Here is a 25,596-nt window from a genome sequence, read left to right on the forward strand (position 1 = left end):
TATGACTGTGGTTGAAAGCCCCCATGCGTAACGATCTTCGCGACGACTTCGACGACGTGCCAACATTGCGTGCCGGCACCCGAGATGACGATGAACTGCTCCCCAAGCACGTGGCGCGCAGCCGCCAGAAAGCCGCACGGCCGACCAACACCGCGCCGCTCTGGGCTTTGCTGGTGGCCTCGTTCATCGCCCTGGCCGGGCTCGGCTGGTGGAGCTTCCAGCAGATTTCGCTGATGGAGCAGCAACTGGTCGCGACCCAGGAGAGCTTTGCCCGCATCAGCGAGGAAGCCGCCGGCCGGCTGCAAGCGATCAGCGGCAAGGTCGAAGCCAGCGATGCCAGCGTCAACACCGGCAGCGAAGCCTTGAAACTGCAGATTCGCCAGTTGCAGGCCAGCCTGGCCGAGCAGGGCAAGCAGCAGCAGGGCGTGGCCGGTCAGGCCGGCGACCTCGGCAAGCGTCTGGAACAGGTGCTGGCCGATACCCGCGACCAGCAAAAAGCTGTAACTGAATTGCAGACCCAATTGCAGGCGCAGTTGAAGGCGGTGAATGCCGAGTTGGCGGCGCTGAAGGCGGGCCAGCTGGATGGCGGCAAGCTCGACAACGAGCTCAAGAGCCTGAACAGCGAGATTGCCGCGCTGAAGAAGCAGGGCAACCCGAGCGCGGCGATCAGCAGTCTGGAGCAGGACGTGCTGGTGCTGAAGAGCCAGATCGACAATCGCCCCGCAGCAGCGGCCAGCAGCGGTGCCTCGGTGCAGGAATTCGACGCTTTCAGGGGGCAGACCACGCGCAGCCTGAACACCCTGCAGAACCAGGTGCAGAACCTGCAACAGCAGATCAACGCCCGGCCATAGCCGTAATGCTGATGGGGGGCCGCGCAAGGCGGCCCCATTCATCTGCTTACAGCCGTGGATAGTCGATATAGCCCACCGCGCCACCGCCATAGAACCCCTCCGGCCGCGCCTCGTTCAACGGCGCATCGGCGGCCAAACGTGCTGGCAGGTCCGGGTTGGCAATGAACGGCACGCCAAACGCCACGGCATCGGCCAGGCCACCGGCAAGGGCAGCGTTGGCGCTGGCCTTGTCGAAGCGTTCGTTGACGATGTACGGCCCACCGAATGCTTGCTTGATCTGCGCGCCGAGGCTGTCGTCGGCGAGTTTTTCCCGCGAGCAGATAAACGCGATACCGCGTTTGCCCAGTTCGCGGGCGACGTAGGTGAAGGTCTCGGCGCGGTCAGCATCGCCCATGTCATGGGCATCGGCGCGTGGCGCCAGGTGCATGCCGACGCGCTGGGCGCCCCACACTTCGATCACCGCATCGGTCACCTCCAGCAGCAGCCGGGCCCGGTTCTCCAGTGAACCGCCGTAGTTGTCGTTGCGCTGGTTGGTGCTGCTTTGCAGAAACTGATCCAGCAGGTAGCCGTTGGCGCCATGAATTTCGACGCCATCAAAGCCCGCCGCCTTGGCGTTCTCGGCACCGATCCGATAGGCCTCGACAATGTCGGCGATCTCTTCGCTTTCCAGTGCCCGCGGGGTTGGGTAGTCGGCCAGCGGACGCACCAGGCTGACATGGCCCTTGGGCTGGATCGCGCTGGGCGCAACCGGCAGTTCACCGTTGAGGTAGCTGGGGTGGGAGATGCGCCCGACGTGCCACAGCTGCAGGAAGATCCGCCCGCCGGCAGCATGCACTGCCTTGGTCAGGCTGTGCCAGCCGCGCACCTGGTCGTTGGACCAGATGCCGGGGGTGTCCGGGTAGCCAACGCCCATTGGCGTCACCGAAGTCGCCTCACTGAGAATCAGCCCGGCGCTGGCGCGCTGCACGTAGTACTCGGTCATCAGCGCATTGGGCACGCGGCCTTCGTCGGCGCGGCAGCGGGTCAGTGGCGCCATGATGATGCGGTTGGGCAACTGCAGGTCACCCAGCAGCAGTGGATCGAATAGCGTAGTCATCGGTTCAGCCTCGCAAAGGTTCAGTTGCCAGCGGTGGCCAGCTCGGCATCGTTGCCGCGCTGGTTGAAAGTGATGAGGGTGACGATCAGGGCCAGCAGCGCCAGGGCTGCGGCGGCCAGCGGCACGCGGGTCAGGCCCAGACCATGGGCGATCACGCTACCGCCGACCCAGGCGCCGAGGGCGTTGCCCAGGTTGAAGGCGCCGATGTTCAAGGTCGACACCAGGTTCGGTGCAGCCTTGCCGTAGGTGACCACGTTGACCTGTAGTGCCGGCACGGCGGCAAAGGCAGCTGTGGCCCACAGGAACAGAGTGATTTCAGCGGGGATCACGGCGCTGCTGGTCCAGCTGAACAACGTCGAGATCACCGCCATGGCCACAAACACGCCAATCAGAGTTGCGCCCAGACGGCGGTCGGCGAGCTTGCCGCCGATGATGTTGCCCAGGGTCAGGCCAAGGCCGATCAGCAGCAAGGTCCAGGTCACGCCGCTGGGCGAAACCCCGGTGACATCACCCAACAGCGGCGCGACATAAGTGAAGAGGGCGAACATCGAGGCCGAGAACAGCACGGTCATGCTCAGTGACAACCAGATACCGGCCCCTTTCAGCGCGGCCAGTTCAGCGCGCATGTCGACCGCCTCTTCGTCACGTTGCAGCGGCAGGTAGCGGATCAGGCCGGTCAGCGCGATCACACCGATCACGGTCACTGCCCAGAAGGTCGAACGCCAGCCGGCGACCTGGCCCAGCGCAGTCCCCAGCGGCACGCCGAGCACGTTGGCCAGGGTCAGGCCGGTGAACATCAAGGCTACGGCGGAGGCGCGGCGATCGGCCGGTACCAGGCTGGCGGCGACCACGGAACCGATGCCGAAGAAGGCCCCATGGCACAGCGCGGTGACTACACGGGCGAACATCAACAGGTTGTAGTCAGCGGCGACGGCGCACAGCAGGTTGCCGACGATGAACACGCCCATCAGCGTGACCAGCGCGGCCTTGCGTGGCAGGCGGGCGGTGGCCAGGGCCATGAACGGTGCGCCGATGGCGACGCCCAGGGCATAGCCGGTAACCAGCCAGCCAGCACCAGGGATAGACACGCCGAGGTCGCTCGCCACTTCGGGCAGCAGGCCCATGATGACGAATTCGGTGGTGCCGATGGCGAAGGCGCTCAGCGCCAGCATCAAGAGTGGAAGGGGCATCGCTGAATCCTCGTCAGAGCGTTTCGCTCAGTTGCTTGAGAAACGCCTGGATCGCGTCCTCGTTGCGTTTGAAAAAGTGCCACTGGCCGATTTTCTGGCTGCTGATCAGGCCTGCGCGTTGCAGGGTGGCCAGGTGGGCCGACACGGTGGATTGCGAGAGGCCGCAGCGTTGGTCGATCTGGCCGGCGCAGACACCGTGCTCGATGCTGTGCTGTTGATCGGGGAACTGGGTGGCCGGGTCCTTGAGCCAGCCGAGGATTTCGCGGCGGACTGGGTGGGACAGGGCTTTGATGGTTTCGTCGAGGTCCAGGGGCATGGGGGAGGCTCTTGGGGTAGGGCGCTATATCGCGATGGGACGAAATATAAATCGGTATTTCGCGATATACAAATATGATGTTGGTCTTAGCTCGGGTCGAATCGCTATATCGGGTTATAACGATATTGGGGGTCAGCAAAACACCACAAAAAGCAGATAAGCCCGCAGCCAGTTATCCATCATCCCAAGCCGACCCACCCGCAGAAATCTTATACTGCCCCCATGAACTACCTAGCCCACCTCCACCTAGGCGGCCAACAGCCGCAGCAACTACTCGGCAGCCTATACGGCGATTTCGTCAAAGGCACCCTGCACGGCCGTTTCCCGCCCACCCTGGAAGCTGCCATCCAGCTCCACCGCTCGATCGACAGCTACACCGACAGCCACCCCATAGTGCTAGCCGCACTGGCCCGTTTCCCGCGGGAGCGGCGGCGCTACGCCGGAATCGTGCTCGACGTATTTTTCGACCATTGCCTGGCGCACCACTGGCACGACTACGCCGCCCAGCCGCTGACCGAGTTTACCCAGCGCTTTTACCAGGTCCTGCTCGCCGAGCCCGAGCTGCCAGGCCGGCTCGCGCATATCGCTCCGATGATGGCCGCGGACGACTGGCTGGCCGCGTACGGCGATTTCGCTACGCTGGAGTACGTATTCCGAGGCATAGGCCGGCGCCTGTCGCGCCCCGAAGGCTTGGCGGGAGTAATGCCCGAACTGGAGGCGCTGTACCAGCCGTTGCTGGAAGACTTCAGAGCGTTTTATCCACAGCTGCAGGCGTTCGCCAGCGCCCGCTGGCCCCGCTGATCAAGCCGCTCGCGCTTGCCGGCGTGGGGCCAACTCGGCTTGCTCGTGCCCGAACAGGGCGCCATGAATGGCTTGTTGTGCCTGAAACGCCAGCTGCGCGCGCTCCTTGCCGACGCTGCTGATCGGCGCCAGCAACTGAATGCGTACCTGCCCACGCGGTTGGGCAAACAAGCGCAGCAGGTGTGAAACCAGGTCGTCATCGCCAACGAAAGGTGCAATTGGATCAACCTCACCACTGCGCCAGTACTGAATCGCCACCGGTTGCAGTGGGGTAGCGCCATCGATGGCGCCGGCCAGCAGGCGGCCGTGGAAGGTGCGCAGGCTGCGGCCATCGGTAGTGGTGCCTTCCGGAAAGATCAACAGCGGCAGGGCGTCGCCCAATTGTTGGCTGATCTGCTCGCGCAGGCCTTGGGCGTCACCGCCACCGCGGCGGATGAACAGCGTCCCGGCCTGCTCGGCAAGCCAGCCGGCCAGCGGCCAGTGACGGACTTCGGCCTTGGACAGAAACGATAGCGGGGTGAGCATGCCGAGCAGCGGAATGTCGGTCCATGACACGTGATTGCCGACCCACAGCATCGGCCGCTGCGGCAGCTCGCCGAGCACCTCGACCTGAAATGGCAGCGCGCCGACCAGGCGCTGCATGTACCAGCGGCTCCAGCGCTGGCGCAGAGCCAGCGACACCGGCACACGCAGACGCTGGCCAAGCGCGGTAACGCTGGCCATGGCCATGCCGATCAGCAGCACCCACAGCAAACGTGCCAGGCGGGCGGCGACCCGCAGCCTCAGCATCACACCGCTGCCTTGAAGTGGCGGGCGTAGCGCGGGCAGAGGTCGTCGCGTTTGAGCAGGATGAACACGTCGGCGACCTGGAAGTCCTCGTCCCAGCACGGTTCGCCGCAGATCTTCGCGCCCAGGCGCATGTAGGCCTTGAGCAGCGGGGGCATTTCGGCAATCACGTTGTTCGGCAGGGCCAGAGTCGGCAGCGGTTTTTTCGGCTCGGCGCGCAGGTTTTCGGTGCACAGGTAGCGTTCACGCAGGCGCTGCATGATCGCGTGGGCCTGCACACCGCCATCCTGCATGGGGATGCTCGCGCAGCCCATCAGGTAGCTGTAGCTGCCTTCGTTGAGCACCTCGGCCAGCTCGCCCCAGAGCACGGCGATGGTGCCGCCGTTGCGATAGGCCGGGTCGACGCAGGTGCGGCCCAGTTCAAGGATCGGCCCCTGCAATTGCAGCAGGCCGTGCAGGCTGAACTCTTCTTCGCTGTAGAAACGCCCGAGGCTGCTCGCGGCTTGGTGGTCTAGCAAGCGGGTGGTGGCAACCAGGCGGCCAGTGCTCAGGTCACGCACGCCGATATGGCGGCAGTGGATATCGAAATCGTCCATGTCCAGGCCCTGTTCGGCGCCCTTGAGCTTGGCCATGAGTTCACCGCTGAACACCTTGAAACGCAGGGCCTGGGCTTCTTGCAGGGCCGCAGCGCCTAGCAGGCGCTCGGCTTGCAGACGGCGTTCAGTGCTGGTGTCGCCTGAGCGAGCGATCTGGGTCATTGCGAGTCTCCATTGGCCAACCATGTGCGGGGCTGCCGGTCGGCTTTGTTGTGCAGGGTCAGCCTAGGTAGGGGGGGTGTCACCTCGGTGAATCTTTGGTGATGCTTGCGTGACAGCCACCGCTGGCCGTACCTGAGGGGCCGCGAGACTGCTGCTTGCTGCACCGAAGGCGGGCGGGTAATGTTCACGGCTTTGTTTCACGGAATTTCCCATGCCCATGCTTGCCCGTCTGCTTCCCGCCCTGTTCCTGGCGTTGTGCCTGCCTGCTCATGCCAATTGGCACCTGGACGGTGAGTCTTCGCGCTTGTCGTTCGTCACCGGCAAAAACGGCGAGATCACCGAAGTGCATCGCTTTCTGGTGCTGCACGGCAGCGTCGATCGCAAGGGCGCAGCCGGCCTGCGGATCGAGATGGATTCGGTCAGCAGTGGTATCCCGCTGCGTGACGAGCGCATGCGCGATGGCCTGTTCGAGGTCGACCAGTTCCCCGAAGCGAAGGTCAAGGCGCAGATCGACCTGCGCCCGATCGACAACCTCGCCAACGGCGCGCAGATCGAATTGCGCCTGCCGCTGACCGTCACCCTGCACGGCCACTCGCACAGCTACAACGCATTGCTGATGGCCACGCGCCTGGACGAGCGGCGCTTTCAGGTGGTGACCCTTGAACCGTTGATCCTGCGCGCCGCTGACTATGGCCTGCTGCCCGGGCTCGAGAGCCTGCGCAAGTTCGCCAAGCTGAAGTCCATCAACCCCTCGGTACCGGTCAATGCGGTGCTGATCTTCAACGCCCGCTGATATGCCAGGGCCGGTCTTTCCTTGGCGCGACGGTAATCATTTCGAGCTGCTGATCGACGGCCCCGATTTCTTCCCGCGGATGTTGCACCTGATTGCCGAGGCCGAGCGCCAGGTCGATCTGGAGCTTTATCTGGTCGAGGCCGGCACGTGCGCCGAGGCAGTGGTCACTGTGCTGGAGCAGGCCGCCCGGCGCGGCGTGCAGGTGCGCTGCCTGTTTGATGACTACGGCTCGCTGGCCTTCACCACGGCGCTGCGCCAGCGCTTGCTTGGCGCCGGTGTGCAGTTGAGCTGGTACAACCGCCTGCACTGGCGCCGCGGCGTGCGCAATCTGTACCGCGATCACCGCAAGATTCTCCTGGTCGACAGCCGCTGGGCGGTAGTCGGCGGCACGGGCGTCACCGATGAGTTCTGGCAGCCGCAGGCCGAGCGCAGCGAATGGCATGAAGTGATGGTGCAGATCCAGGGACCGGTGGTCAGCGACTGGCAGCTGTTGTTCGATCGCCAATGGCATGCCAATGACCGTCGCACCGCCTGGCGACCGCCAGCTGGTTTCGGTCTGCCACGCCTGCCCAAAGTGCCGGTGCAAGGGCAGGGCATGGGCCGGGTGGCTTACGCCGATGCCCGGCAACACCGCGACATCCTGCATTCGCTGGTGCGTGCCCTGAACAGCGGGCAGCAGCGCATCTGGCTGGCGACGCCGTATTTTTTGCCGACCTGGAGTGTGCGTCGTTCTCTGCGTCGGGCTGCTTCGCGCGGCATCGACGTGCGCCTGCTGCTGACCGGGCCGCGCACCGACCACCCCTCGGTGCGCTACGCCGGGCACCGCTATTACCCACGCTTGCTGCGCGCTGGCGTGCGCATCTTTGAATACCAGCCGTGCTTCCTGCACCTGAAGATGGTCGTGATCGATGACTGGGTCAGCGTCGGTTCGTGCAACTTCGACCACTGGAACCTGCGCTTCAACCTGGAGGCCAACATCGAAGCGCTCGACCCCAGCCTGACCGCAGCAGTCAGCGCCAGTTTCGAGCGCGACTTTGCCCTCAGCGAGGAGGTTGATCTGGCCCACTGGAACGCGCGGCCGTTGTGGCGGCGAGTCAAGCAACGGATCTGGGGCTGGATGGACCGGCTGGTGGCCAACCTGCTGGATCGGCGCAATTGAGATGAACGGCGCATATCGGTAAGCGCCGAAGCGGTCTATCGTGCTCTGATTGATCCCAGGCTAGGCAAGGAGCGGTGGCGATGACAGGCAAGAAGATTCTCATGCTGGTGGGCGACTATGTCGAAGACTACGAAGCGATGGTGCCGTTCCAGGCGCTGAGCATGGTCGGCCACACCGTGCATGCGGTGTGCCCGGAGAAAATCGCGGGGCAGACGGTGCGTACCGCTATCCACGACTTCGAAGGCGAGCAGACCTACAGCGAAAAACCCGGGCACAACTTTGCCCTCAACTTCGACTTCGTCCAGGCCCGCGCCGAAAGCTACGACGCCTTGCTGATCCCGGGCGGCCGCGCACCTGAGTACCTGCGCCTGAACGAGCAGGTGCTGGCGCTGGTGCGGGCTTTCGACGAGGCGCGCAAGCCGATTGCCGCGGTGTGCCATGGCGCCCAGCTGCTGGCAGCGGCAGGCGTGCTGCGTGGCCGCGAGTGCAGCGCGTACCCTGCCTGCGCGCCGGAAGTGCGTCTGGCCGGAGGTACTTTCATCGATATCGCGGTGGATCAGGCCCACGTCGAGGGCAACTTGATTACCGCACCGGCATGGCCTGCGCATCCTGCCTGGCTGGCAGCGTTCCTGAAAGTGCTGGGCACTCGGATTTCTTGAATCGGCCGCTGTGCAGGGGGCGAGGCTGACAGCAAAAAGCGGCAGTTATGTAGGAAATATCCTTTTAGCAGTGGCTATTGTCCGCAAAACCCAGCGCCTGGCGTATCATTAGCCCCCTAACGGCAACCCCAAAACCAGGACCGCTCGCGCATGCTCGCCCTTCTTATCCAGACGCTGAACATCACTGCACCGGTGTTCGCCATGCTGTTCATGGGCGTATTGCTCAAACGTTTGCACCTGATCGACGACAACTTCACTAAGGTTGCCTCGACGCTGGTGTTCAACGTGTGCATGCCGGCGCTGCTGTTCCTTGGCATCTACCATGCCGATCTGGATGCAGCGATCAAACCCGGTGTGCTGGTCTACTTCACCGCAATTACCCTGATCGGCTTCGCCTTGTCCTGGGGCCTGGCGATCTGGCGCGCGCCGCTGGCCGAGCGCGGCATCTACACCCAGGGGGCTTTTCGCGGCAACAACGGCGTTATTGGCCTGGCCCTGGCGGCCAGCCTGTACGGTGATTACGGCATTTCGCTGGGCGCGGTGCTCGCCGGCCTGGTGATCCTCCTGTACAACTCGCTGTCGGCGGTGGTGCTGGCGGTGTACAGCCCGGACCTCAAGTCCGATCCGTGGAGCATCTGCAAAAGTGTTTTCAGCAACCCGCTGATCATCAGCGTGCTGCTCGCCACACCCATGGCCTACGCCCAGGTGCCGCTGCCGAACTGGCTGCTGACCTCGGGCGACTATCTGGCGCAGATGACCCTGCCACTGGCGCTGATCTGCATTGGCGGCACCTTGTCGCTGGCGGCGCTGCGCGACAGCGGCAAGCTGGCGGTGGATGTCAGCCTGGTGAAGATGGTCTGGTTGCCGCTGATTGGCACCCTCGGCGCCTGGCTGTGTGGTTTCCGCGGTGCCGAGCTGGGCATCCTGTTCCTGTACATCGGCAGCCCTACCGCTGCCGCCAGCTATGTCATGGCCCGCGCGGCCAATGCCAATCATCAGTTAGCGGCGGCGATCATCGTCATCACGACCCTGATGGCGGCGATTACCACCAATATCGGCATCTTCATCTTGCAGTGGGGCGGCTGGATCTAGATCCTTGCTGCCTGAACAGAACAACAACAGCAACAACGCTGCCACCTGACCTAAGGACACTCCATGCAAGACCAGAACTCGCCCGAGCGGTTACAGCGCGGCCTGAAAAATCGCCATATCCAGCTGATCGCGCTGGGCGGGGCCATCGGCACCGGGCTGTTCCTGGGCATTGCCCAGACCATCCAGATGGCCGGCCCATCGGTGTTGCTCGGTTATGCCATTGCCGGCCTGATGGCCTTCCTGATCATGCGTCAGCTTGGCGAAATGGTGGTGGAAGAGCCGGTTGCCGGCAGCTTCAGCCACTTCGCCCATAAATACTGGAGCGAGTTCGCCGGCTTTGTCTCGGGCTGGAACTACTGGGTGGTCTATGTGCTGGTAGGCATGGCCGAGCTGACCGCAGTCGGCATCTATGTGCAGTACTGGTGGCCGGACTTCCCGACCTGGGCCACGGCAGCGATCTTCTTTGTGGTGATCAACCTGATCAACCTGACTCAGGTCAAAGTCTACGGCGAGATGGAGTTCTGGTTCGCTCTGGTCAAAATAGTGGCGATTGTCAGCATGATCGGCTTTGGCGCCTGGTTGCTCACCAGCGGCCAGGGTGGCCCGGATGCCAGCGTCGCCAACCTGTGGCAATACGGTGGCTTCTTCCCCAATGGCGTCGGCGGTTTGATCATGGCTCTGGCGGTGATCATGTTCTCGTTCGGCGGCCTGGAGCTGGTCGGTATCACCGCCGCCGAGGCGGAAAACCCGCGGGTGAGCATTCCCAAGGCGACCAACCAGGTGGTGTACCGCATCCTGATCTTCTACATCGGTGCGCTGGCGATCTTGCTGTCGCTGTACCCGTGGCAGAAGGTGGTGCAGGGCGGCAGCCCGTTCGTGATGATCTTCCATGAGCTGGACAGCAACCTGGTCGCGACCATCCTCAACGTAGTGGTACTGACCGCCGCGCTGTCGGTGTACAACAGCTGCGTGTACGCCAACAGCCGCATGCTGTTCGGCCTGGCCAGCCAGGGCGATGCACCGCGTCAATTGCTCAAGGTCAGCCGTCGCGGCGTGCCGCTGACCGCGCTGGGTGTGTCGGCTACGGCCACCGGCCTGTGCGTGGTGATCAACTACCTGATGCCGGGCGAAGCCTTCGGCCTGTTGATGGCGCTGGCGGTATCAGCGCTGGTGATCAACTGGGCAAGCATCAGCATCACCCACCTGAAATTCCGCAAGGCCAAGATCGCTGCCGGCGAAACGCCGTTCTACCGCAGCTGGGGTCATCCGATCACCAACTACCTGTGCCTGGCGTTCATCGTGCTGATCCTGGTGGTGATGTACCTGACTCCGCCGATCCGCATCTCGGTGATGCTGATCCCGCTGTGGATTGCCGCACTGGGCATTGCGTTCAAGCTCAAGAAGCAGCGCCAGGCCAAGCGCTGAGGTGTTTGCTGCAAGGCCTGCGCGGCTAAACCTGCGCAGGCCTCAGTGCTGGCGCCGCCAGGCGCGCACGGTGGTGTAGAGCAGCGTCAGGGCGAGCAGCGGCAGCACGTAGAACAGCATCAGTTTCTCCAGCTTGCCCGCCAACGGCATGCCGGTGGTGAAGGTCACCACATGCAGGCCGTAGGCCAGGTACAGGCAGAGAAATACCAGTCCCTCGGCGCGGGTGACGCGGTAGCCGGAGTAGAACACCGGCAGGCTCAGGCAGGCGACGCCGAGCATTACCGGCAAATCAAAGGCCAGCGCATTCGGTGAGATCGACAGCGGGGCAGGGGTGACCAGCGCGGTCGCACCCAGCACCGCCAGCAAATTGAACAGGTTGCTGCCGATCACCGTACCTACCGCCACTTCGCGCTCACCGCGCAGCGCCGCAACCAGCGCAGCGGCAAGCTCCGGCAACGAGGTGCAGACGGCGACTACGGTCAGCCCAATGATCCGTTCCGACAGGCCAAGGTCAGTGGCCACTTCCACTGCGGCTTCCAGCAGCAGATGGCCGCCAATGCTGAGCAATACCAGGCCCAACGCGGTCTGCCCCACAGCACCGCTCCAGAAGCGCAGGCGGCTGACCTCGAGGGCATTCGGTGCCGGATAAGTACGCGCGTAGTGGCGCGATTGGTGCCAGAGGATCAACAGATAACCGAGCAGCCCGAGCAGTAGCAGCGCGCCTTCGAAGCGGCCCAGCTGGCCGTTGGCCGCGAGCAGGTAGACCAAGGCGCTGGCGGCCACCATCAACGGGATGTCCAGACGCACCAGTTGGCGCGACACGCGCAGCGGGATGATCAGCGCGGTAAAGCCGAGAATCACCAGCACATTGAAGATGTTGCTGCCGATCACGCTGCCGACAGCGACGTCAGGCGCACCTTGATAGGCCGCTTGCAGGCTGACAGTCAATTGCGGCGCGGTACTGCCGAAGGCAACCAGGCTCAAACCGATTATCAGCGGCCGCACATGCAGGCGCGTGGCCAGGCGCAGGGCGGCGCGCACCAACAGTTCGGCGCCGAGCACCAGCAGGACAAGGCCCACAGCCAATTGCAGGAGGCTGAAGGTGGGTAGGGTGGCGAGGTCGAAAATGGTCAGGCTCCCGTTGGCTCAGTCGCTCAGACCTTGTACCCGCACTCGCGCGGTTCCGCTACGGATCATGCCGATTTTTTCTGCGGCCGCGCGGGACAGATCGATCAAACGGCCACGGCTGTGTGGTCCGCGGTCATTGATGCGCACCACGACGCTGCGCTGGTTGGCCAGGTTGGTGACCAGCACCCGGCTGCCAAAAGCGAGGCTGCGGTGGGCGGCGGTAAGGCCGTGCTGGTTGAAGGGCTCACCACTGGCGGTCCGTTTGCCATGGTGGCGCGAACCGTAATAGGAGGCGGTGCCGGTCTTGTCGTAACCGCTAGGGTCGATATCGTGACTGGCGCAGCCGGCCAGCAGGGAGAAAAGCGCAAGTGCGCCAAGGGTATGCCGCATGCTCGCGTACGCTCCGCAAAGAATGAGTTGCGCGGTGCACGGCCATGGCTGGCCGCGCACCGCGCAGGGCTTAGCCTTCGAGCTTGGCCTTGAGCAGTTGGTTCACCTGCCCCGGGTTGGCCTTGCCTTTGGAGGCTTTCATCGCCTGGCCGACGAAGAAGCCGAACATCTTGCCGCGCTTGGCTTCATCGGCGGCGCGGTACTGTTCGACCTGCTCGGCATTGGCTGCCAGCATTTCGTCGAGCATGGTCTCGATTGCACCACTGTCGGTGACCTGCTTGAGGCCCTTGCTGTCGATGATGCTGTCGGCGTCGCCTTCGCCTGCGGCCATCGCTTCGAACACGGTCTTGGCAATCTTGCCGCTGATGGTGTTGTCGCGAATACGCAGGAGCATGCCGCCCAGTTGCTCGGCGCTGACCGGCGCCTGGTCGATCTCGACACCGAGCTTGTTGAGCAGGCTGCCCAGCTCGACCATGACCCAGTTGGCGGCGAGCTTGGCGTCGCCACCAATGCGCACCACGGCCTCGAAGTAGTCGGCCTGTTCGCGGCTGGCGGCCAGCACGTTGGCGTCGTAGGCCGACAGGCCGTACTGGCTCTGGAAACGTTCGACCTTTTGCGGTGGCAGCTCTGGCAGGCTGGCGCGGATGCTCTCGAGCAGGCTGCTCTCGATCACCACCGGCAGCAGGTCAGGGTCGGGGAAGTAACGGTAGTCGTTGGCTTCCTCCTTGCTGCGCATGGAGCGGGTCTCATCCTTGTTCGGGTCGTACAGGCGGGTTTCCTGGATGACCCGGCCGCCGTCTTCGATCAGCTCGATCTGGCGCTGGATTTCGCTGTTGATGGCGCGCTCGATGAAGCGGAACGAGTTGACGTTCTTGATCTCGCAGCGAGTGCCGAACTCGACCTGACCCTTCGGCCGGATCGACACGTTGCAGTCGCAACGCAGCGAACCTTCGGCCATGTTGCCGTCGCAGATGCCCAGGTAACGCACCAGCGCGTGGATCGCCTTGACGTAGGCCACGGCTTCCTTGGCACTGCGCATGTCCGGCTCGGAGACGATCTCCAGCAGCGGCGTGCCGGCTCGGTTGAGGTCGATGCCGCTGGCGCCATTGAAGTCTTCGTGCAGGCTTTTGCCGGCGTCTTCTTCAAGGTGCGCACGGGTGATGCCGACGCGCTTGATGGTGCCGTCTTCAAGGGCGATGTCGAGGTGCCCCTTGCCGACGATCGGCAGGTCCATCTGGCTGATCTGATAGCCCTTGGGCAGGTCAGGGTAGAAGTAGTTCTTGCGCGCGAACACGTTGCGCGGGCCGATCTCGGCTTCGATGGCCAGGCCGAACATGCACGCCATGCGCACGGCTTCCTGGTTGAGCACCGGCAGTACGCCAGGCATGCCCAGGTCGATCAGGCTGGCCTGGGTGTTCGGCTCGGAGCCGAAGGTGGTAGCGCTGCCGGAGAAAATCTTCGACTGGGTGGCGAGCTGGGTATGAATCTCCAGCCCGATCACAACTTCCCATTGCATGTGTGAATTCCTCAGAAGCCGGTAGGGGCGCGGGTGTGCCAGTCGGTGACTTGCTGGTAGCGGTGCGCGACGTTGAGCAGGCGGCCTTCCTGGAAGTACGGCGCCAGCAGTTGCACGCCGACGGGCAGGCCGTCGACGAAACCGGCTGGCATCGACAAGCCGGGCAGGCCGGCCAGGTTGGCGGTGATCGTGTAGACGTCTTCGAGGTAGGCGGAGACCGGGTCGTTGCTCTTGGCGCCAAGTTTCCAGGCCGGGTTGGGCGTGGTTGGGCCGAGAATCAGGTCGACGTCTTCGAAGGCTGCCATGAAGTCGTTCTTGATCAGGCGGCGAATCTTCTGTGCCTGCAGGTAGTAGGCGTCGTAGTAACCGGCCGACAGCGCGTAGGCGCCAACCATGATCCGGCGCTGTACTTCAACGCCGAAACCTTCACCGCGCGAGCGCTTGTAGAGGTCGGTGAGATCCTTCGGATCCTCGCAGCGATAGCCAAAGCGCACGCCATCAAAGCGCGACAGGTTGGACGAGGCTTCAGCGGGGGCGATCACGTAGTACGCCGGGATGGCGTGTTGCATGTTCGGCAGGCTGATCTGCTTGACCACCGCGCCGAGCTGCTCCAGTTCCTTGACGCTGGCATGCACCAGGTCGGCGATGCGCGAGTCGAGGCCGGCACCGAAGTACTCCTTCGGCAGGCCGATGCGCAGGCCTTGCAGCGGCGCGTTGAGGTTGGCGCTGTAATCAGGCACTGGCTCGTCGATGCAGGTCGAGTCCTTGGCGTCGAAGCCGGCCATGCCTTGCAGGAGCAGGGCGCAGTCTTCGGCAGTACGGGCCATCGGGCCGCCCTGATCGAGGCTCGATGCATAGGCGATCATGCCCCAGCGCGAAACACGACCGTAGGTCGGTTTCAGGCCGGTCAGGTTGGTCAGCGCCGCCGGCTGGCGGATCGAGCCGCCGGTATCGGTGCCGGTTGCCACCGGCAGCAGGCGTGCCGCCACGGCTGCCGCCGAACCACCGGACGAACCACCCGGCACGTGCTCGAGGTTCCACGGGTTCTTCACCGGGCCGTAGTGGCTGGATTCGTTGGCTGAACCCATGGCGAATTCGTCCATGTTGGTCTTGCCCAGAGTGACCATACCGGCCTCGGCCAGCTTGCTGACCACGGTGGCGTCATACGGCGCGGTGAAGTTGTCGAGCATCTTCGAGCCGCAGCTGGTGCGTACGCCCTGGGTGCAGAACAGGTCCTTGTGGGCGATCGGGGCGCCCAGCAGAGGGCCGGTTTCGCCAGCGGCGCGACGGGCGTCGGCAGCGCGCGCCTGATCCAGCGCGCGTTCTTCGGTGACGCTGATGAAGCTGTTCAGTTGCGGATCGAGTTGCTTGATCCGGCCCAGCAGGCTCTGGGTCAGCTCTTCGGATGAAAACGACTTGTCGGCGAGTCCGCGGGCGATCTCGGCCAGGGTCAATTGATGCATGGCAGGTGCTTTCCCTTACTCGATGACTTTTGGAACCAGGTACAGACCGTTCTCGGTCGACGGGGCGATGGCTTGATACGCGTCGCGCTGGTTGCTTTCGGTAACCTGGTCGGGGCGCAGACGTTGGCTGGCCTCCAGGGGGTGGGCGAGCGGTTCGATACCGCTGGTGTCGACAGCTTGCATCTGGTCGACCAACCCGAGGATGCTGTTCAAGGCATCGGTGATGCGCGGCAGTTCGCCTTCATTCAGCCCCAGTCGGGCCAGATGGGCGATCTTTTCCACGTCGGAGCGTTGCAGCGCCATGGGGAATCTCCAGAAAAACCAAACGGAATTAGTTCCGCGATGAGGAACATGCCGGCATTTTGGCGGTCATACAGCCGCGATCATCTGCAGGCTTGCTCGGAAAAACTGCCAATTTAACATATTGGCTCCTTGCCCAAAATCCCTGCCATTGTTAGAGTTTGCCGCACTTTTTTACCCACGCTTTCCCCAGGGTCACTTTCCCATGTTCAAGAAACTGCGTGGCATGTTTTCCAGCGATCTGTCTATCGACCTGGGTACTGCCAACACCCTTATTTACGTGCGTGAGCGCGGTATCGTCCTGAATGAGCCCTCGGTTGTTGCCATCCGTACCCACGGCAACCAGAAAAGCGTTGTCGCCGTCGGGACTGAAGCCAAACGTATGCTGGGCCGTACGCCCGGCAACATTGCAGCCATTCGTCCGATGAAAGACGGCGTCATCGCCGACTTCAGCGTTTGTGAAAAAATGTTGCAGTACTTCATCAACAAGGTTCACGAAAACAGCTTCCTGCAGCCCAGCCCACGTGTGCTGATCTGCGTGCCGTGCAAATCGACCCAGGTCGAGCGCCGCGCCATCCGTGAATCGGCGCTGGGCGCCGGTGCACGTGAAGTGTTCCTGATCGAGGAGCCAATGGCTGCGGCCATCGGTGCCGGCCTGCCGGTCGAAGAAGCGCGTGGCTCGATGGTCGTCGATATCGGTGGTGGTACCACTGAAATCGCGCTGATCTCGCTTAACGGTGTGGTCTACGCCGAATCGGTACGGGTTGGCGGCGATCGCTTCGACGAAGCTATCGTTACCTACGTGCGCCGCAACTACGGCAGCCTGATCGGTGAATCCACTGCCGAGCGCATCAAACAGGAAATCGGCACCGCCTACCCAGGTGGTGAAGTACGTGAAGTCGACGTACGTGGCCGTAACCTGGCCGAGGGCGTGCCGCGTGCCTTTACCCTGAACTCCAACGAAGTGCTCGAAGCGCTGCAGGAATCCCTGGCGACCATCGTCCAGGCGGTCAAGAGCGCCCTTGAGCAGTCGCCGCCGGAACTGGCCTCGGACATCGCTGAGCGTGGTCTGGTGCTGACCGGTGGTGGCGCGCTGCTGCGCGACCTCGACAAGCTGCTGGCGCAGGAAACCGGCCTGCCGGTGATCGTCGCCGAAGACCCGCTGACCTGTGTGGCTCGTGGCGGTGGTCGTGCGTTGGAAATGATGGACAAACACGCAATGGATCTGCTCTCGAGCGAGTGATTCACGGCGCTGTTCAACGTCCGGTAATGATCGCCTGGTTTACAGGTAGCACTCGCAGTGCTACCTGTATGCGCTGGGTTGGCGTCCGTGGGGCGCTGTTTCCGTCAATTCGCAGCAGGCCGGTGCTCCGCTTCATGTCCAGTCACCTCCTGAATCGTCGTCCACGAGGAACGGCCCATTAAACCGCTTTTCTCCAAGGGCCCTTCGCTGGGCGTTCGTCTGCTGGTACTGGTGGTGCTCTCGGTTGCCTTGATGGTGGTCGACTCGCGCTTCGCCCTGCTCAAACCAGTGCGTAGCCAGATGGGCCTGGTGCTGATGGAGTCGTATTGGCTCACAGACCTCCCGCAGCGCGTATTTCAGGGTGTCGCCAGCCAGTTCGGCAGCCGCACCGAGCTTGCCGCCGAGAACGAAAAACTCAAGACCGAAGCCCTGCTGTTGCAGGGGCGCTTGCAAAAGCTGGCGGCCCTGACCGAGCAGAACGTGCGCCTGCGCGAGTTGCTCAACTCGTCGGCGCTGGTCAACGAGAAGGTTGAAGTGGCCGAGCTGATCGGCGTCGACCCCAATCCGTTCACCCACCGTATCCTGATCAACAAGGGCGAGCGCGACGGCGTCTTCCTCGGCCAGCCGGTGCTCGATGCCCGCGGCCTGATGGGCCAGGTGGTCGAGCTGATGCCTTACACCTCGCGGGTACTGCTGCTCACCGACTCCACCCACAGCATTCCGGTGCAGGTCAACCGCAACGGCTTGCGCGCCATCGCCAGTGGTACCGGTAACCCGGAGCGGCTTGAGCTGCGCCATGTTGCCGACACTGCCGATGTCAAAGAGGGCGACTTGCTGGTGAGCTCGGGCATGGGTCAGCGCTTCCCGGCCGGTTACCCGGTGGCCACGGTCAACGAAGTGATCCACGATTCCGGTCAGCCGTTCGCGATCGTGCGCGCCATCCCTACTGCGGCGCTCAACCGCAGCCGCTATATGCTGCTTGTGTTCAGCGACCGCCGCACCCCGGAGCAGCGTGCGACCGAGGCAGCCATGGCCCAGGAAGAAGCTGATCGGCAGGGTACGGCGCAGCCGCCAGCCGCAGCTGCTACCGAGCAAGCCACACCTGCTGCCAGCGCGCCAGCAAGCACTGCGCCCGCCAACCCTACTGCCCCTGCGGCAACGCCAGCGGCACCCGTTAATCCGGCTGCGACGCCTGCTGCGTCGCCCAGCCAACCGCGGAGGCAATGATGGCCAGTTCGCGCAGTAGAAACGGTTGGGTCATCTGGCTCAGCTTCGCCATCGGCCTGTTGCTCAGCGTCTCGCCGATGCCGCAGTTCATGGAAGTGTTCCGGCCGATGTGGCTGGCCCTGCTGGTGTCATTCTGGGTACTCAACGTACCGAACAAGGTCGGCATGACCACCGCCTTCGTGCTGGGCCTGGCAGAGGATGTGCTGTACGGCACCCTGCTGGGGCAGAACGCGCTGATTCTGACCCTGATCGCCTTCCTGGTGCTGTCATTGCAGCAGCGCCTGCGCATGTTCCCGCTGTGGCAGCAGAGCCTGGTGATCCTGGTGATCTTCGGCATCGCCCAGTTGATCCAGTTGTGGCTCAGTGCCCTGACCGGCAATCGCCTGCCGACCCTGGCGCTGGTGTGGTCGGCAGTCATCAGTGCGCTGCTCTGGCCGTGGATCAGCTTTGCCTTGCGCGACCTGCGCCGCCGCCTGCACATCAACTGACCGGCATCGCCGCGCCTGACAGGGATATGTCCACATGAAGCCACTCTATCTCGCCTCTGGCTCGCCGCGTCGTCGTGAACTGTTGACCCAGATTGGCGTACCGTTCACCACCGTCAGCGCACCCATCGATGAAACCCCGCTTGCCGAGGAAAACGCCGCGGCTTATGTCGAGCGCCTGGCTCGCTCCAAGGCAGCTGCCGGACTGGCCCATATCACCGGTGCTGGTGTGGTACTCGGCGCCGATACTGCGGTGGTGCTTGATGGGCGCATTCTCGGCAAGCCTGAAAGCCGCGAACACGGCCTGGCTATGCTCGCTGAACTGGCTGGGCGCGAGCATCAGGTACTTACCGCAGTTGCTCTGGATGATGGCCAGCAGGTCCGCAGCCTGTGCGTCGCCAGCACGGTACGTTTTCGCTCGATCGGCCCTGACGAGGCCAGCCGCTATTGGGCCAGCGGAGAGCCGCTGGACAAAGCCGGCGGCTATGCCATCCAGGGTTTGGCCGCGATTTTTGTCACCGCACTGAGCGGCAGCTATTCGGCCGTGGTCGGCCTGCCGCTCAGCGAAACCGCCGATTTGCTCGGCCAGTTCGGCATCCCCTGCTGGCAACTGCCAGCAGCTCAGGCAGAGGGTTGAACGCAGCGCTAGCCAGGGATCGGTCAGCGATCCATCATAACCCCAGACCTTTGATGAGAACCTGCCATGAGTGAAGAGATCCTGATCAACATCACGCCGATGGAATCGCGCGTGGCAGTGGTTGAAAACGGTGTTCTGCAGGAGGTGCATGTCGAGCGCACCCTGCGCCGCGGTATCGTTGGCAATATCTACAAAGGCAAGGTGGTGCGGGTTCTGCCGGGCATGCAGGCAGCCTTCGTCGATATCGGCCTGGACCGCGCGGCGTTCATTCATGCCTCGGAGATTTCCCAGCGCGAAGGCTCGGCGGTCGAGACCATCACTGCGCTGGTGCATGAAGGCCAGTCACTGGTGGTGCAGGTCACCAAGGATCCGATCGGCACCAAGGGCGCGCGGCTGACTACTCAGCTGTCGATTCCGTCGCGCTATCTGGTGTACATGCCGCGTAGCAGTCACGTCGGTATTTCGCTGAAGATCGAGGACGAAGCCGAACGCGAGCGCCTCAAGCAGGTGGTCAACAGCTGCATCGAGCAGGAAAACGTCAAGGACGCCGGCGGCTTCATCCTGCGCACCGCTGCCGAAGGCGCTCGCCAGGACGACATCCTCCAGGACATCCGCTACCTGCGCCGGCTGTGGGAGCAGATCGCCAGCCAGATCCAGACCTGCGGTGCACCGACGGTCATTTACGAAGACCTCGGCCTGGCGCTGCGGACCTTGCGTGACCTGGTCAACCACAAGATCGAGAAAATCCGCATCGACTCGCGGGAAACCTTCCAGAAAACCACGCAGTTCGTCGGTGAACTGATGCCGGAGATTGCCGACCGCCTCGAACACTATCCGGGCGAGCGGCCGATCTTCGACCTGTATGGTGTCGAAGACGAAATCCAGCGTGCGCTCGAGCGCAAGGTGCCGCTCAAGTCTGGTGGCTACCTGGTGGTCGATCCGGCCGAGGCGATGACCACCATCGACGTCAATACTGGCGCCTTCGTCGGCCATCGCAACCTCGAAGAAACCATCTTCAAGACCAACCTCGAGGCGGCCACGGCGATCGCCCGCCAGCTGCGTCTGCGCAACATCGGCGGGATCATCATCATCGACTTCATCGACATGGAAGATCAGGAGCACCAACGCCAGGTGCTGCGCACCCTGGAAAAACAGCTCGAACGTGATCACGCCAAGACCAACATCATCGGCATCACCGAGCTGGGTCTGGTGCAGATGACCCGCAAGCGCACCCGCGAGAGCCTTGAGCAAGTCTTGTGCGAGCCGTGCGCCGGCTGCCAGGGCCGCGGCAAGCTGAAAACCGCCGAAACCATCTGCTACGAAATCTTCCGCGAGATCCTCCGTGAAGCGCGGGCTTATCAGGCCGAGGGCTACCGTGTGCTGGCCAACCAGAAGGTGGTCGATCGTCTGCTCGATGAAGAGTCCGGCAACGTTGCTGAGCTGGAAGCGTTCATCGGCCGCACCATCCGCTTCCAGGTCGAGACCATGTACTCCCAGGAACAATACGATGTGGTGCTCCTCTGACGCGTCCTGAAAACCATCGCCGGTTGGCGAAAGTCGCGCTTGCAGCCATAGTTAAAGCACGTTTTGGAGGGCCATGGCCATGGAGCGTCTGACCCGCGTTCTGAGCGCCTTGACCCGTTGGGGGCTGGGCTTGTGTGCCTTGCTGGCGGTGCTGGTGGCGCTGTATGTGAGCATCGGCCGGCAACTGGTGCCGCTGGTGGCAGAGTATCGCGCCGACGTTGAGAGCAAGGCTGAGCAGTCCCTCGGCCTGCCGGTACATATCGGCGCACTGGAAGGCCGCTGGAGTGGCCTGGCACCGGTGCTGCGTGTGCGTGATCTGCAGCTGGGCGAGGGCGCCGATGCGCTGCGCCTGGATGACGTCAAGGCCGTGCCTGATCTGTGGGCCAGCCTCAAGGCCCGCGAAGTGCGCCTGGCGCGCATCCAGCTGGGCGGCCTGCAGTTGATTCTGCGCGAGGACGAGCAGGGCTCCTGGGCGCTGGAAGGCCTGCCCAAGCAGGACGACACCCCGCTCGACCCGGCGCAGTTGCTGCAGCGCTTGCAGCAGCTGGGGCGGATCGACGTATTCGATAGCCAGGTCACACTGCACCCCTGGCAGCGCGATCCCCTGACCCTGACTTACGTCAGCGTTGGCTTGCAGGCCGGCGCCTCGCGCCAGGCGCTGGATGCACGGGCGACCCTGCCCGATGGGCAGCCACTGGCGCTCAATCTGCGTAGCCGGGCCACGGCTGATAACTGGCGCGATGGCTCCCTGGACGGCTACCTGAGCCTGCCGCAAAGCGACTGGTCGCACTGGCTGCCACCCAAGCTGCTTGGCCAGTGGCGCGCCGAAGCGCTGCGCGCGGGCGGCGAATTCTGGGTAGGTGTGCGCAAGGGCCAGTTGCAGCACGCAAGCGTGCGCCTCAACGCGCCGCACCTGCGTGGTGCCTACAGCAGCCGCAAGCCCGTCAGCCTGGATAACCTTGCCTTGTCCGCCTGGCTGCAGCGTGGTGAGGACGGTTACCAGCTAGTGCTCGACTCGCTGGCGGCCAGCATCGGCAAGCAGCGTTGGGAAACCCACCTGCAAGCCCGACAGCACAGCGCTTCGACACCTCTCGAAGAATCCTGGCAGGTCCAGGCCGACACCCTCGACCTGACCCCTCTGACCCCCTTGATCAATGCTTTGGCGCCGTTGCCGGACAACCTCATGGCGGTGGTCGACGGGCTCAAGGTGACCGGCGCGCTGCATAACGTGAAGCTGGATATCCGGCCCAAGGCCGAAGGTGATCAGCGCCTGCAGTTTGCCGCCAACCTGGACCGCATTGGTTTCAACGCCTACCACGGTGCGCCGGCGGCGGGGAACGTCAGCGGCAGCATCAGCGGCGACCTCGGTCATGGCGAATTGCGCCTGGATACCGATGCGTTCATGCTGCATCTGTATCCGATCTTCGCCAAACCCTGGCATTACCAGAAAGCCAATGCTTTGCTCACCTGGCGCCTGGATCAGGAGGGCTTCACCCTGATCGCACCGTACCTCAAGGTACTTGGCGAAGAAGGCAAGATCGCCGGCGACTTCCTGATCCGCCTGCTGTTCGAGGAAGGCCGCGAAGACTACATGGACCTGCGCGTCGGCCTGACCGAAGGCGATGGTCGCTACACCGCCAAATATCTGCCCGAAGTCCTTAGCCCGGCCCTCGATGAATGGCTGCGCAGTGCCATCGTCAAGGGCACTGTGGATGAGGGCTACTTCCAGTATCAGGGTTCGCTGAACCACGATGCCACCCCCGAAGCGCGCAGTATCAGCCTGTTCTTCAAGGTGCGTGACGCGGCGCTGGACTTCCAGCCCGGCTGGCCTCAGGTGCAGCAGGTGGCCGGCGATGTGCTGATCGAAGACAGCGGCGTGCGCATCAAGGCCCGGCAAGGCCTGTTGCTCGACACCAAGGTCAGCGATGTCACGGTGAACATCCCCCACGTTGACGCTGGCCAGGACAGCCATCTGTACCTGACCGGCAACTTCGCCGGCCCGCTCGGCGATGGCCTGAAGATCCTCCAAGAGGCGCCGATCGGCACTGCTGATATTTTCGCTGGCTGGGAAGGTGAAGGCCCGCTCAACGGCAAGCTCAACCTCGATATCCCAATGGCACACCGCAAGCTACCCAAGGTCAAGGTCGACTTCAGCACCGCTGATGCGCGCCTCAAGGTCGAGCCGCCGGAGCTGCAACTGAGCAAGCTCAAGGGCGATTTCACCTTCGACCTGGACAAGGGCCTGAGCGGCAACAACATCAGCCTGCAGGCCTTTGGCAAACCGGTCACCGCGCAAATCGTCGCCGAGGGCCAGCCCGGTCAGATGCAGACCCGCATCAATGCCTCTGGCCAGGTCGCGTTGAAGACCTTGACCGACTGGCTGCAGGTCAAGCAGGCCTTGCCTGCCAGCGGCGAGATTCCCTATCAGCTGCAGCTGAGCCTGGGCAGCCGGGACAATCGCCTGACCGTCGATTCTTCGCTCAAAGGCCTCAGCATCGACTTGCCGGCGCCCTTTGCCAAGGCTGCCCAGGATACCCGTGACAGCCGCTTCAGCATGACCCTGCAAGGTAACGAGCGACGCTTCGATGCCCGTTATGGGGACAGCACACGCTTCGCCTACGCAGCGCCCGGCGGCAAGCTTGACCAAGGCCGCGGCGAGCTGCTGCTGGGCGCGGGCGAGCCACAGCTGCCTGGTGGCAAGGGCCTGCGCGTGCGTGGCCGGCTCGACACGCTCGATCTTGAAGCGTGGCAGCAGCAGGCACAGCGCCTGGCCGGCGATGACCCCGGTGGCAGTGCCCGGCAGACCCTGCAAAGCGTCGATCTGAGCATCGGCCAGATACAAGCTTTCGGCACCCAACTGAACCAGGCCGTGGTCCGCCTGGCCCGTGTCGCCAGTGCCTGGGACCTGCGCCTGGACAGCCGCGAGGTGATCGGCAACGCACGCATTCCGGATGCCAAGGCGCAGCCCATGGTGGTCAAACTGCAGAGCCTGCGCCTGCCACCGGCCGATCCAGCGCAAGCGCAGGACGACAATGCCCCCGACCCGCTGGCCAGTTTCGACCCGCGCAAGGTCCCTGCGCTGGACCTGAGCATCGACAAGCTGTATCGCGGTGATGACCTGTTCGGTTCGGTAGCGCTGAAATTGCGACCGACCCCGCGCGGCGTGTCTTTCAATGGCGTCGACCTGCTGATCAAGGGCCTGCACATCGACGGTAATGGCGCCTGGGAAGGTCCGCCGGGCAGCACTGCGAGCTGGTACAAGGGCCGCCTGGATGGCAAGAACCTGGCCGATGTGCTGCAGGGCTTTGGCTTTGCGCCAACGGTAACCAGCCGCGACTTCCATCTGGATGTCGATGGCCGCTGGCCTGGCTCGCCGGCCTGGATCGACACCAAGCGCTTCTCCGGCAGCCTCGATGCGTCGTTGCGCAGTGGTCAGTTCGTCGAGGTCGAGGGCGGCGCCCAGGCGTTGCGCGTGTTCGGTCTACTCAACTTCAACTCGATCGGTCGGCGCCTGCGCCTGGACTTCTCCGACCTGTTCGAGAAGGGTCTTGGCTATGACCGGGTCAAGGGCCTGCTGGTGGCTAGTGAAGGCGTTTACGTGACCCGTGAGCCGATTACCGTCACCGGGCCGTCCAGCAACTTCGAGCTCGATGGCACCATGGACATGGTGCGTGATCGCATCGCTGCCAACCTCCAGGTCACCCTGCCGGTCACCAACAACCTGCCGTTGGCGGCGTTGATCGTCGGCGCGCCGGCCATTGGTGGTGCGCTGTTTCTGGTCGATCAATTGATTGGTGATCGAATTTCGCGCTTTGCCAGCGTGCACTATCGCGTCGATGGCTCGTGGAAAGAGCCTAAGATCACCTTTGTGAAACCTTTCGAAAAGTCTCGCTAGGAGTGCCGATGAAAGCAGCGGTGATTCAGATGGTCAGCCAGGACGATGTGATGGCCAACCTGCAGCGGGCCGGTGTATTGCTCGAGCAAGCCGCTGCCGCCGGCGCTCGGCTCGCGGTGCTGCCGGAAAACTTCGCTGCCATGGGCCGGCGCGATGCCGCTGCGATCGGCCTGGCCGAGGCGCGTGGCGAAGGGCCGATCCTGCCATGGTTGAAACGCACCGCTCGCGCCCTCAAGTTATGGATAGTTGCCGGCACCTTGCCGTTGCCCCCGCTCGGCCAGCCGGACGCCAAGGCGCATGCCTGTTCGCTGCTGATCGACGAGCACGGTGAGGTGGTCGCACGCTACGACAAGCTGCACCTGTTCGATGTCGATGTGGCCGACAACCGCGGTCGTTACCGTGAATCGGATGACTATGCCCACGGCAGCCAGGTGGTGGTGGCCGACACGCCGCTGGGCAAGGTAGGCCTGTCGGTCTGTTATGACCTGCGCTTCCCTGAACTGTACAGTGCACTGAGGGCGGCCGGCGCGGAGTTGATCACGGCCCCCGCAGCATTTACTGCGGTGACCGGTGCGGCGCATTGGGAGGTACTGATTCGCGCCCGAGCCATCGAAACCCAATGCTATCTGTTGGCGGCGGCCCAGGGCGGAATCCACCCCGGCCCCCGCGAAACCCACGGTCAGGCGGCGATCGTCGACCCCTGGGGGCGCATCATCGCCCAGCAGGCTCGCGGTGAAGCGGTGCTGCTGGCCGAGCGCGACATAGATCAACAAGCGTCCATCCGGGCGCGGATGCCGGTGATTACGCACCGGCGCTTTTTCTCGCAGGACGCTTTGCGGCCTGCGCACACCTCGGAGTGACT

Annotated in this window: 24 protein-coding genes; 14 read left to right on the plus strand and 10 right to left on the minus strand. The window is 63.6% G+C overall.

Annotated features, from left to right (window positions below):
* The first annotated feature begins 23 nt into the window (after nt 1-23).
* Nucleotides 24-851 carry an ATPase gene (locus tag AC58X1_RS14280; RefSeq protein ID WP_497429022.1) on the plus strand — a complete coding sequence of 276 codons (828 nt, stop codon included), beginning with the start codon at nt 24-26 and terminating at the stop codon, nt 849-851.
* Between the two features lie 46 nt (nt 852-897).
* Here AC58X1_RS14280 and AC58X1_RS14285 read toward each other — a convergent pair whose 3' ends face one another.
* From AC58X1_RS14285 to AC58X1_RS14295, 3 genes are read right to left on the minus strand one after another with little or no spacing between them, the layout of a single operon-like run.
* Nucleotides 898-1,947: an alkene reductase gene (locus tag AC58X1_RS14285; protein WP_101316789.1), complete on the minus strand. Its 1,050-nt coding sequence runs from the start codon at nt 1,945-1,947 to the stop codon at nt 898-900.
* Nucleotides 1,948-1,967: 20 nt separating this feature from the next.
* Nucleotides 1,968-3,137 carry an MFS transporter gene (locus tag AC58X1_RS14290; protein WP_497429023.1) on the minus strand — a complete coding sequence of 390 codons (1,170 nt, stop codon included), beginning with the start codon at nt 3,135-3,137 and terminating at the stop codon, nt 1,968-1,970.
* Between the two features lie 13 nt (nt 3,138-3,150).
* A complete protein-coding gene (locus AC58X1_RS14295) occupies nt 3,151-3,453 on the minus strand; it encodes an ArsR/SmtB family transcription factor (RefSeq protein WP_101316793.1) in 303 nt (100 codons plus the stop codon).
* 222 nt (nt 3,454-3,675) lie between these two features.
* Here AC58X1_RS14295 and AC58X1_RS14300 point away from each other — a divergent pair, with 222 nt between their 5' ends.
* A complete protein-coding gene (locus AC58X1_RS14300) occupies nt 3,676-4,254 on the plus strand; it encodes an acyl carrier protein phosphodiesterase (RefSeq protein WP_312390290.1) in 579 nt (192 codons plus the stop codon).
* Here the strand turns inward: AC58X1_RS14300 and AC58X1_RS14305 are convergent, their stop codons facing one another.
* Together AC58X1_RS14305 and olsB are read right to left on the minus strand one after the other, a co-directional pair.
* Nucleotides 4,255-5,043 carry a 1-acyl-sn-glycerol-3-phosphate acyltransferase gene (locus tag AC58X1_RS14305; RefSeq protein ID WP_181089305.1) on the minus strand — a complete coding sequence of 263 codons (789 nt, stop codon included), beginning with the start codon at nt 5,041-5,043 and terminating at the stop codon, nt 4,255-4,257.
* The gene (gene olsB / locus AC58X1_RS14310) at nt 5,043-5,798 is read right to left on the minus strand and encodes an L-ornithine N(alpha)-acyltransferase (RefSeq protein ID WP_101316799.1); all 756 of its coding nucleotides are present in this window, start codon (nt 5,796-5,798) and stop codon (nt 5,043-5,045) included. Before olsB ends, AC58X1_RS14305 begins: the two co-directional genes overlap by 1 nt.
* A 211-nt stretch (nt 5,799-6,009) precedes the next feature.
* Between olsB and AC58X1_RS14315 the strand changes: the two genes are divergently transcribed.
* The 5 genes from AC58X1_RS14315 (at nt 6,010) to AC58X1_RS14335 (ending at nt 10,926) form a co-directional block, all read left to right on the plus strand.
* On the plus strand, nt 6,010-6,591 hold the full coding sequence (locus AC58X1_RS14315; RefSeq protein WP_101316802.1) for a YceI family protein: 582 nt from the start codon (nt 6,010-6,012) through the stop codon (nt 6,589-6,591).
* A gap of 1 nt (nt 6,592) precedes the next feature.
* A complete protein-coding gene (locus tag AC58X1_RS14320) occupies nt 6,593-7,750 on the plus strand; it encodes a phospholipase D-like domain-containing protein (protein ID WP_220633139.1) in 1,158 nt (385 codons plus the stop codon).
* Between the two features lie 80 nt (nt 7,751-7,830).
* Entirely contained in the window at nt 7,831-8,409 is a 579-nt protein-coding gene (locus tag AC58X1_RS14325) for a DJ-1/PfpI family protein (protein WP_150572068.1), read from the plus strand.
* A gap of 150 nt (nt 8,410-8,559) precedes the next feature.
* Nucleotides 8,560-9,501: an AEC family transporter gene (locus AC58X1_RS14330; RefSeq protein WP_101316808.1), complete on the plus strand. Its 942-nt coding sequence runs from the start codon at nt 8,560-8,562 to the stop codon at nt 9,499-9,501.
* Nucleotides 9,502-9,564: 63 nt separating this feature from the next.
* The gene (locus AC58X1_RS14335) at nt 9,565-10,926 is read left to right on the plus strand and encodes an amino acid permease (RefSeq protein ID WP_259075761.1); all 1,362 of its coding nucleotides are present in this window, start codon (nt 9,565-9,567) and stop codon (nt 10,924-10,926) included.
* 42 nt (nt 10,927-10,968) lie between these two features.
* Here AC58X1_RS14335 and AC58X1_RS14340 read toward each other — a convergent pair whose 3' ends face one another.
* From AC58X1_RS14340 to gatC, 5 genes are all read right to left on the minus strand, one after another.
* Complete coding sequence (locus AC58X1_RS14340) at nt 10,969-12,012, minus strand: calcium/sodium antiporter (protein ID WP_101316812.1); 1,044 nt, start codon at nt 12,010-12,012, stop codon at nt 10,969-10,971.
* 60 nt (nt 12,013-12,072) lie between these two features.
* The gene (locus tag AC58X1_RS14345; protein ID WP_101316814.1) at nt 12,073-12,444 is read right to left on the minus strand and encodes a septal ring lytic transglycosylase RlpA family protein; all 372 of its coding nucleotides are present in this window, start codon (nt 12,442-12,444) and stop codon (nt 12,073-12,075) included.
* A gap of 70 nt (nt 12,445-12,514) precedes the next feature.
* Nucleotides 12,515-13,960: an Asp-tRNA(Asn)/Glu-tRNA(Gln) amidotransferase subunit GatB gene (gene gatB / locus AC58X1_RS14350; RefSeq protein WP_103436164.1), complete on the minus strand. Its 1,446-nt coding sequence runs from the start codon at nt 13,958-13,960 to the stop codon at nt 12,515-12,517.
* An 11-nt stretch (nt 13,961-13,971) separates the two neighbouring features.
* Nucleotides 13,972-15,423 carry an Asp-tRNA(Asn)/Glu-tRNA(Gln) amidotransferase subunit GatA gene (gatA, locus tag AC58X1_RS14355; RefSeq protein ID WP_150570818.1) on the minus strand — a complete coding sequence of 484 codons (1,452 nt, stop codon included), beginning with the start codon at nt 15,421-15,423 and terminating at the stop codon, nt 13,972-13,974.
* 15 nt (nt 15,424-15,438) lie between these two features.
* Nucleotides 15,439-15,726: an Asp-tRNA(Asn)/Glu-tRNA(Gln) amidotransferase subunit GatC gene (gene gatC / locus AC58X1_RS14360; protein WP_101316820.1), complete on the minus strand. Its 288-nt coding sequence runs from the start codon at nt 15,724-15,726 to the stop codon at nt 15,439-15,441.
* Between the two features lie 202 nt (nt 15,727-15,928).
* On the opposite strand from gatC, the gene mreB reads away from it, so the two are divergent.
* The 7 genes from mreB to AC58X1_RS14395 all read left to right on the plus strand — a co-directional run bounded on the left by mreB (nt 15,929) and on the right by AC58X1_RS14395 (nt 25,594).
* Nucleotides 15,929-16,966: a rod shape-determining protein MreB gene (gene mreB, locus AC58X1_RS14365; RefSeq protein ID WP_003255163.1), complete on the plus strand. Its 1,038-nt coding sequence runs from the start codon at nt 15,929-15,931 to the stop codon at nt 16,964-16,966.
* Nucleotides 16,967-17,173: 207 nt separating this feature from the next.
* A complete protein-coding gene (mreC, locus tag AC58X1_RS14370; protein WP_497429178.1) occupies nt 17,174-18,193 on the plus strand; it encodes a rod shape-determining protein MreC in 1,020 nt (339 codons plus the stop codon).
* On the plus strand, nt 18,193-18,681 hold the full coding sequence (mreD, locus tag AC58X1_RS14375) for a rod shape-determining protein MreD (protein ID WP_101316824.1): 489 nt from the start codon (nt 18,193-18,195) through the stop codon (nt 18,679-18,681). The genes mreC and mreD overlap by 1 nt, the downstream gene beginning before the upstream one ends.
* A gap of 34 nt (nt 18,682-18,715) precedes the next feature.
* A complete protein-coding gene (locus tag AC58X1_RS14380) occupies nt 18,716-19,315 on the plus strand; it encodes a Maf family protein (RefSeq protein WP_497429024.1) in 600 nt (199 codons plus the stop codon).
* 66 nt (nt 19,316-19,381) lie between these two features.
* Nucleotides 19,382-20,839 carry a ribonuclease G gene (gene rng / locus AC58X1_RS14385; protein WP_101316828.1) on the plus strand — a complete coding sequence of 486 codons (1,458 nt, stop codon included), beginning with the start codon at nt 19,382-19,384 and terminating at the stop codon, nt 20,837-20,839.
* 73 nt (nt 20,840-20,912) lie between these two features.
* On the plus strand, nt 20,913-24,734 hold the full coding sequence (locus tag AC58X1_RS14390; RefSeq protein WP_497429025.1) for a YhdP family protein: 3,822 nt from the start codon (nt 20,913-20,915) through the stop codon (nt 24,732-24,734).
* A gap of 8 nt (nt 24,735-24,742) precedes the next feature.
* Complete coding sequence (locus AC58X1_RS14395) at nt 24,743-25,594, plus strand: carbon-nitrogen hydrolase family protein (RefSeq protein WP_101316832.1); 852 nt, start codon at nt 24,743-24,745, stop codon at nt 25,592-25,594.
* Nucleotides 25,595-25,596: the final 2 nt, after the last annotated feature.

This window comes from Pseudomonas sp. PGPR N4 (genome assembly GCF_059693665.1).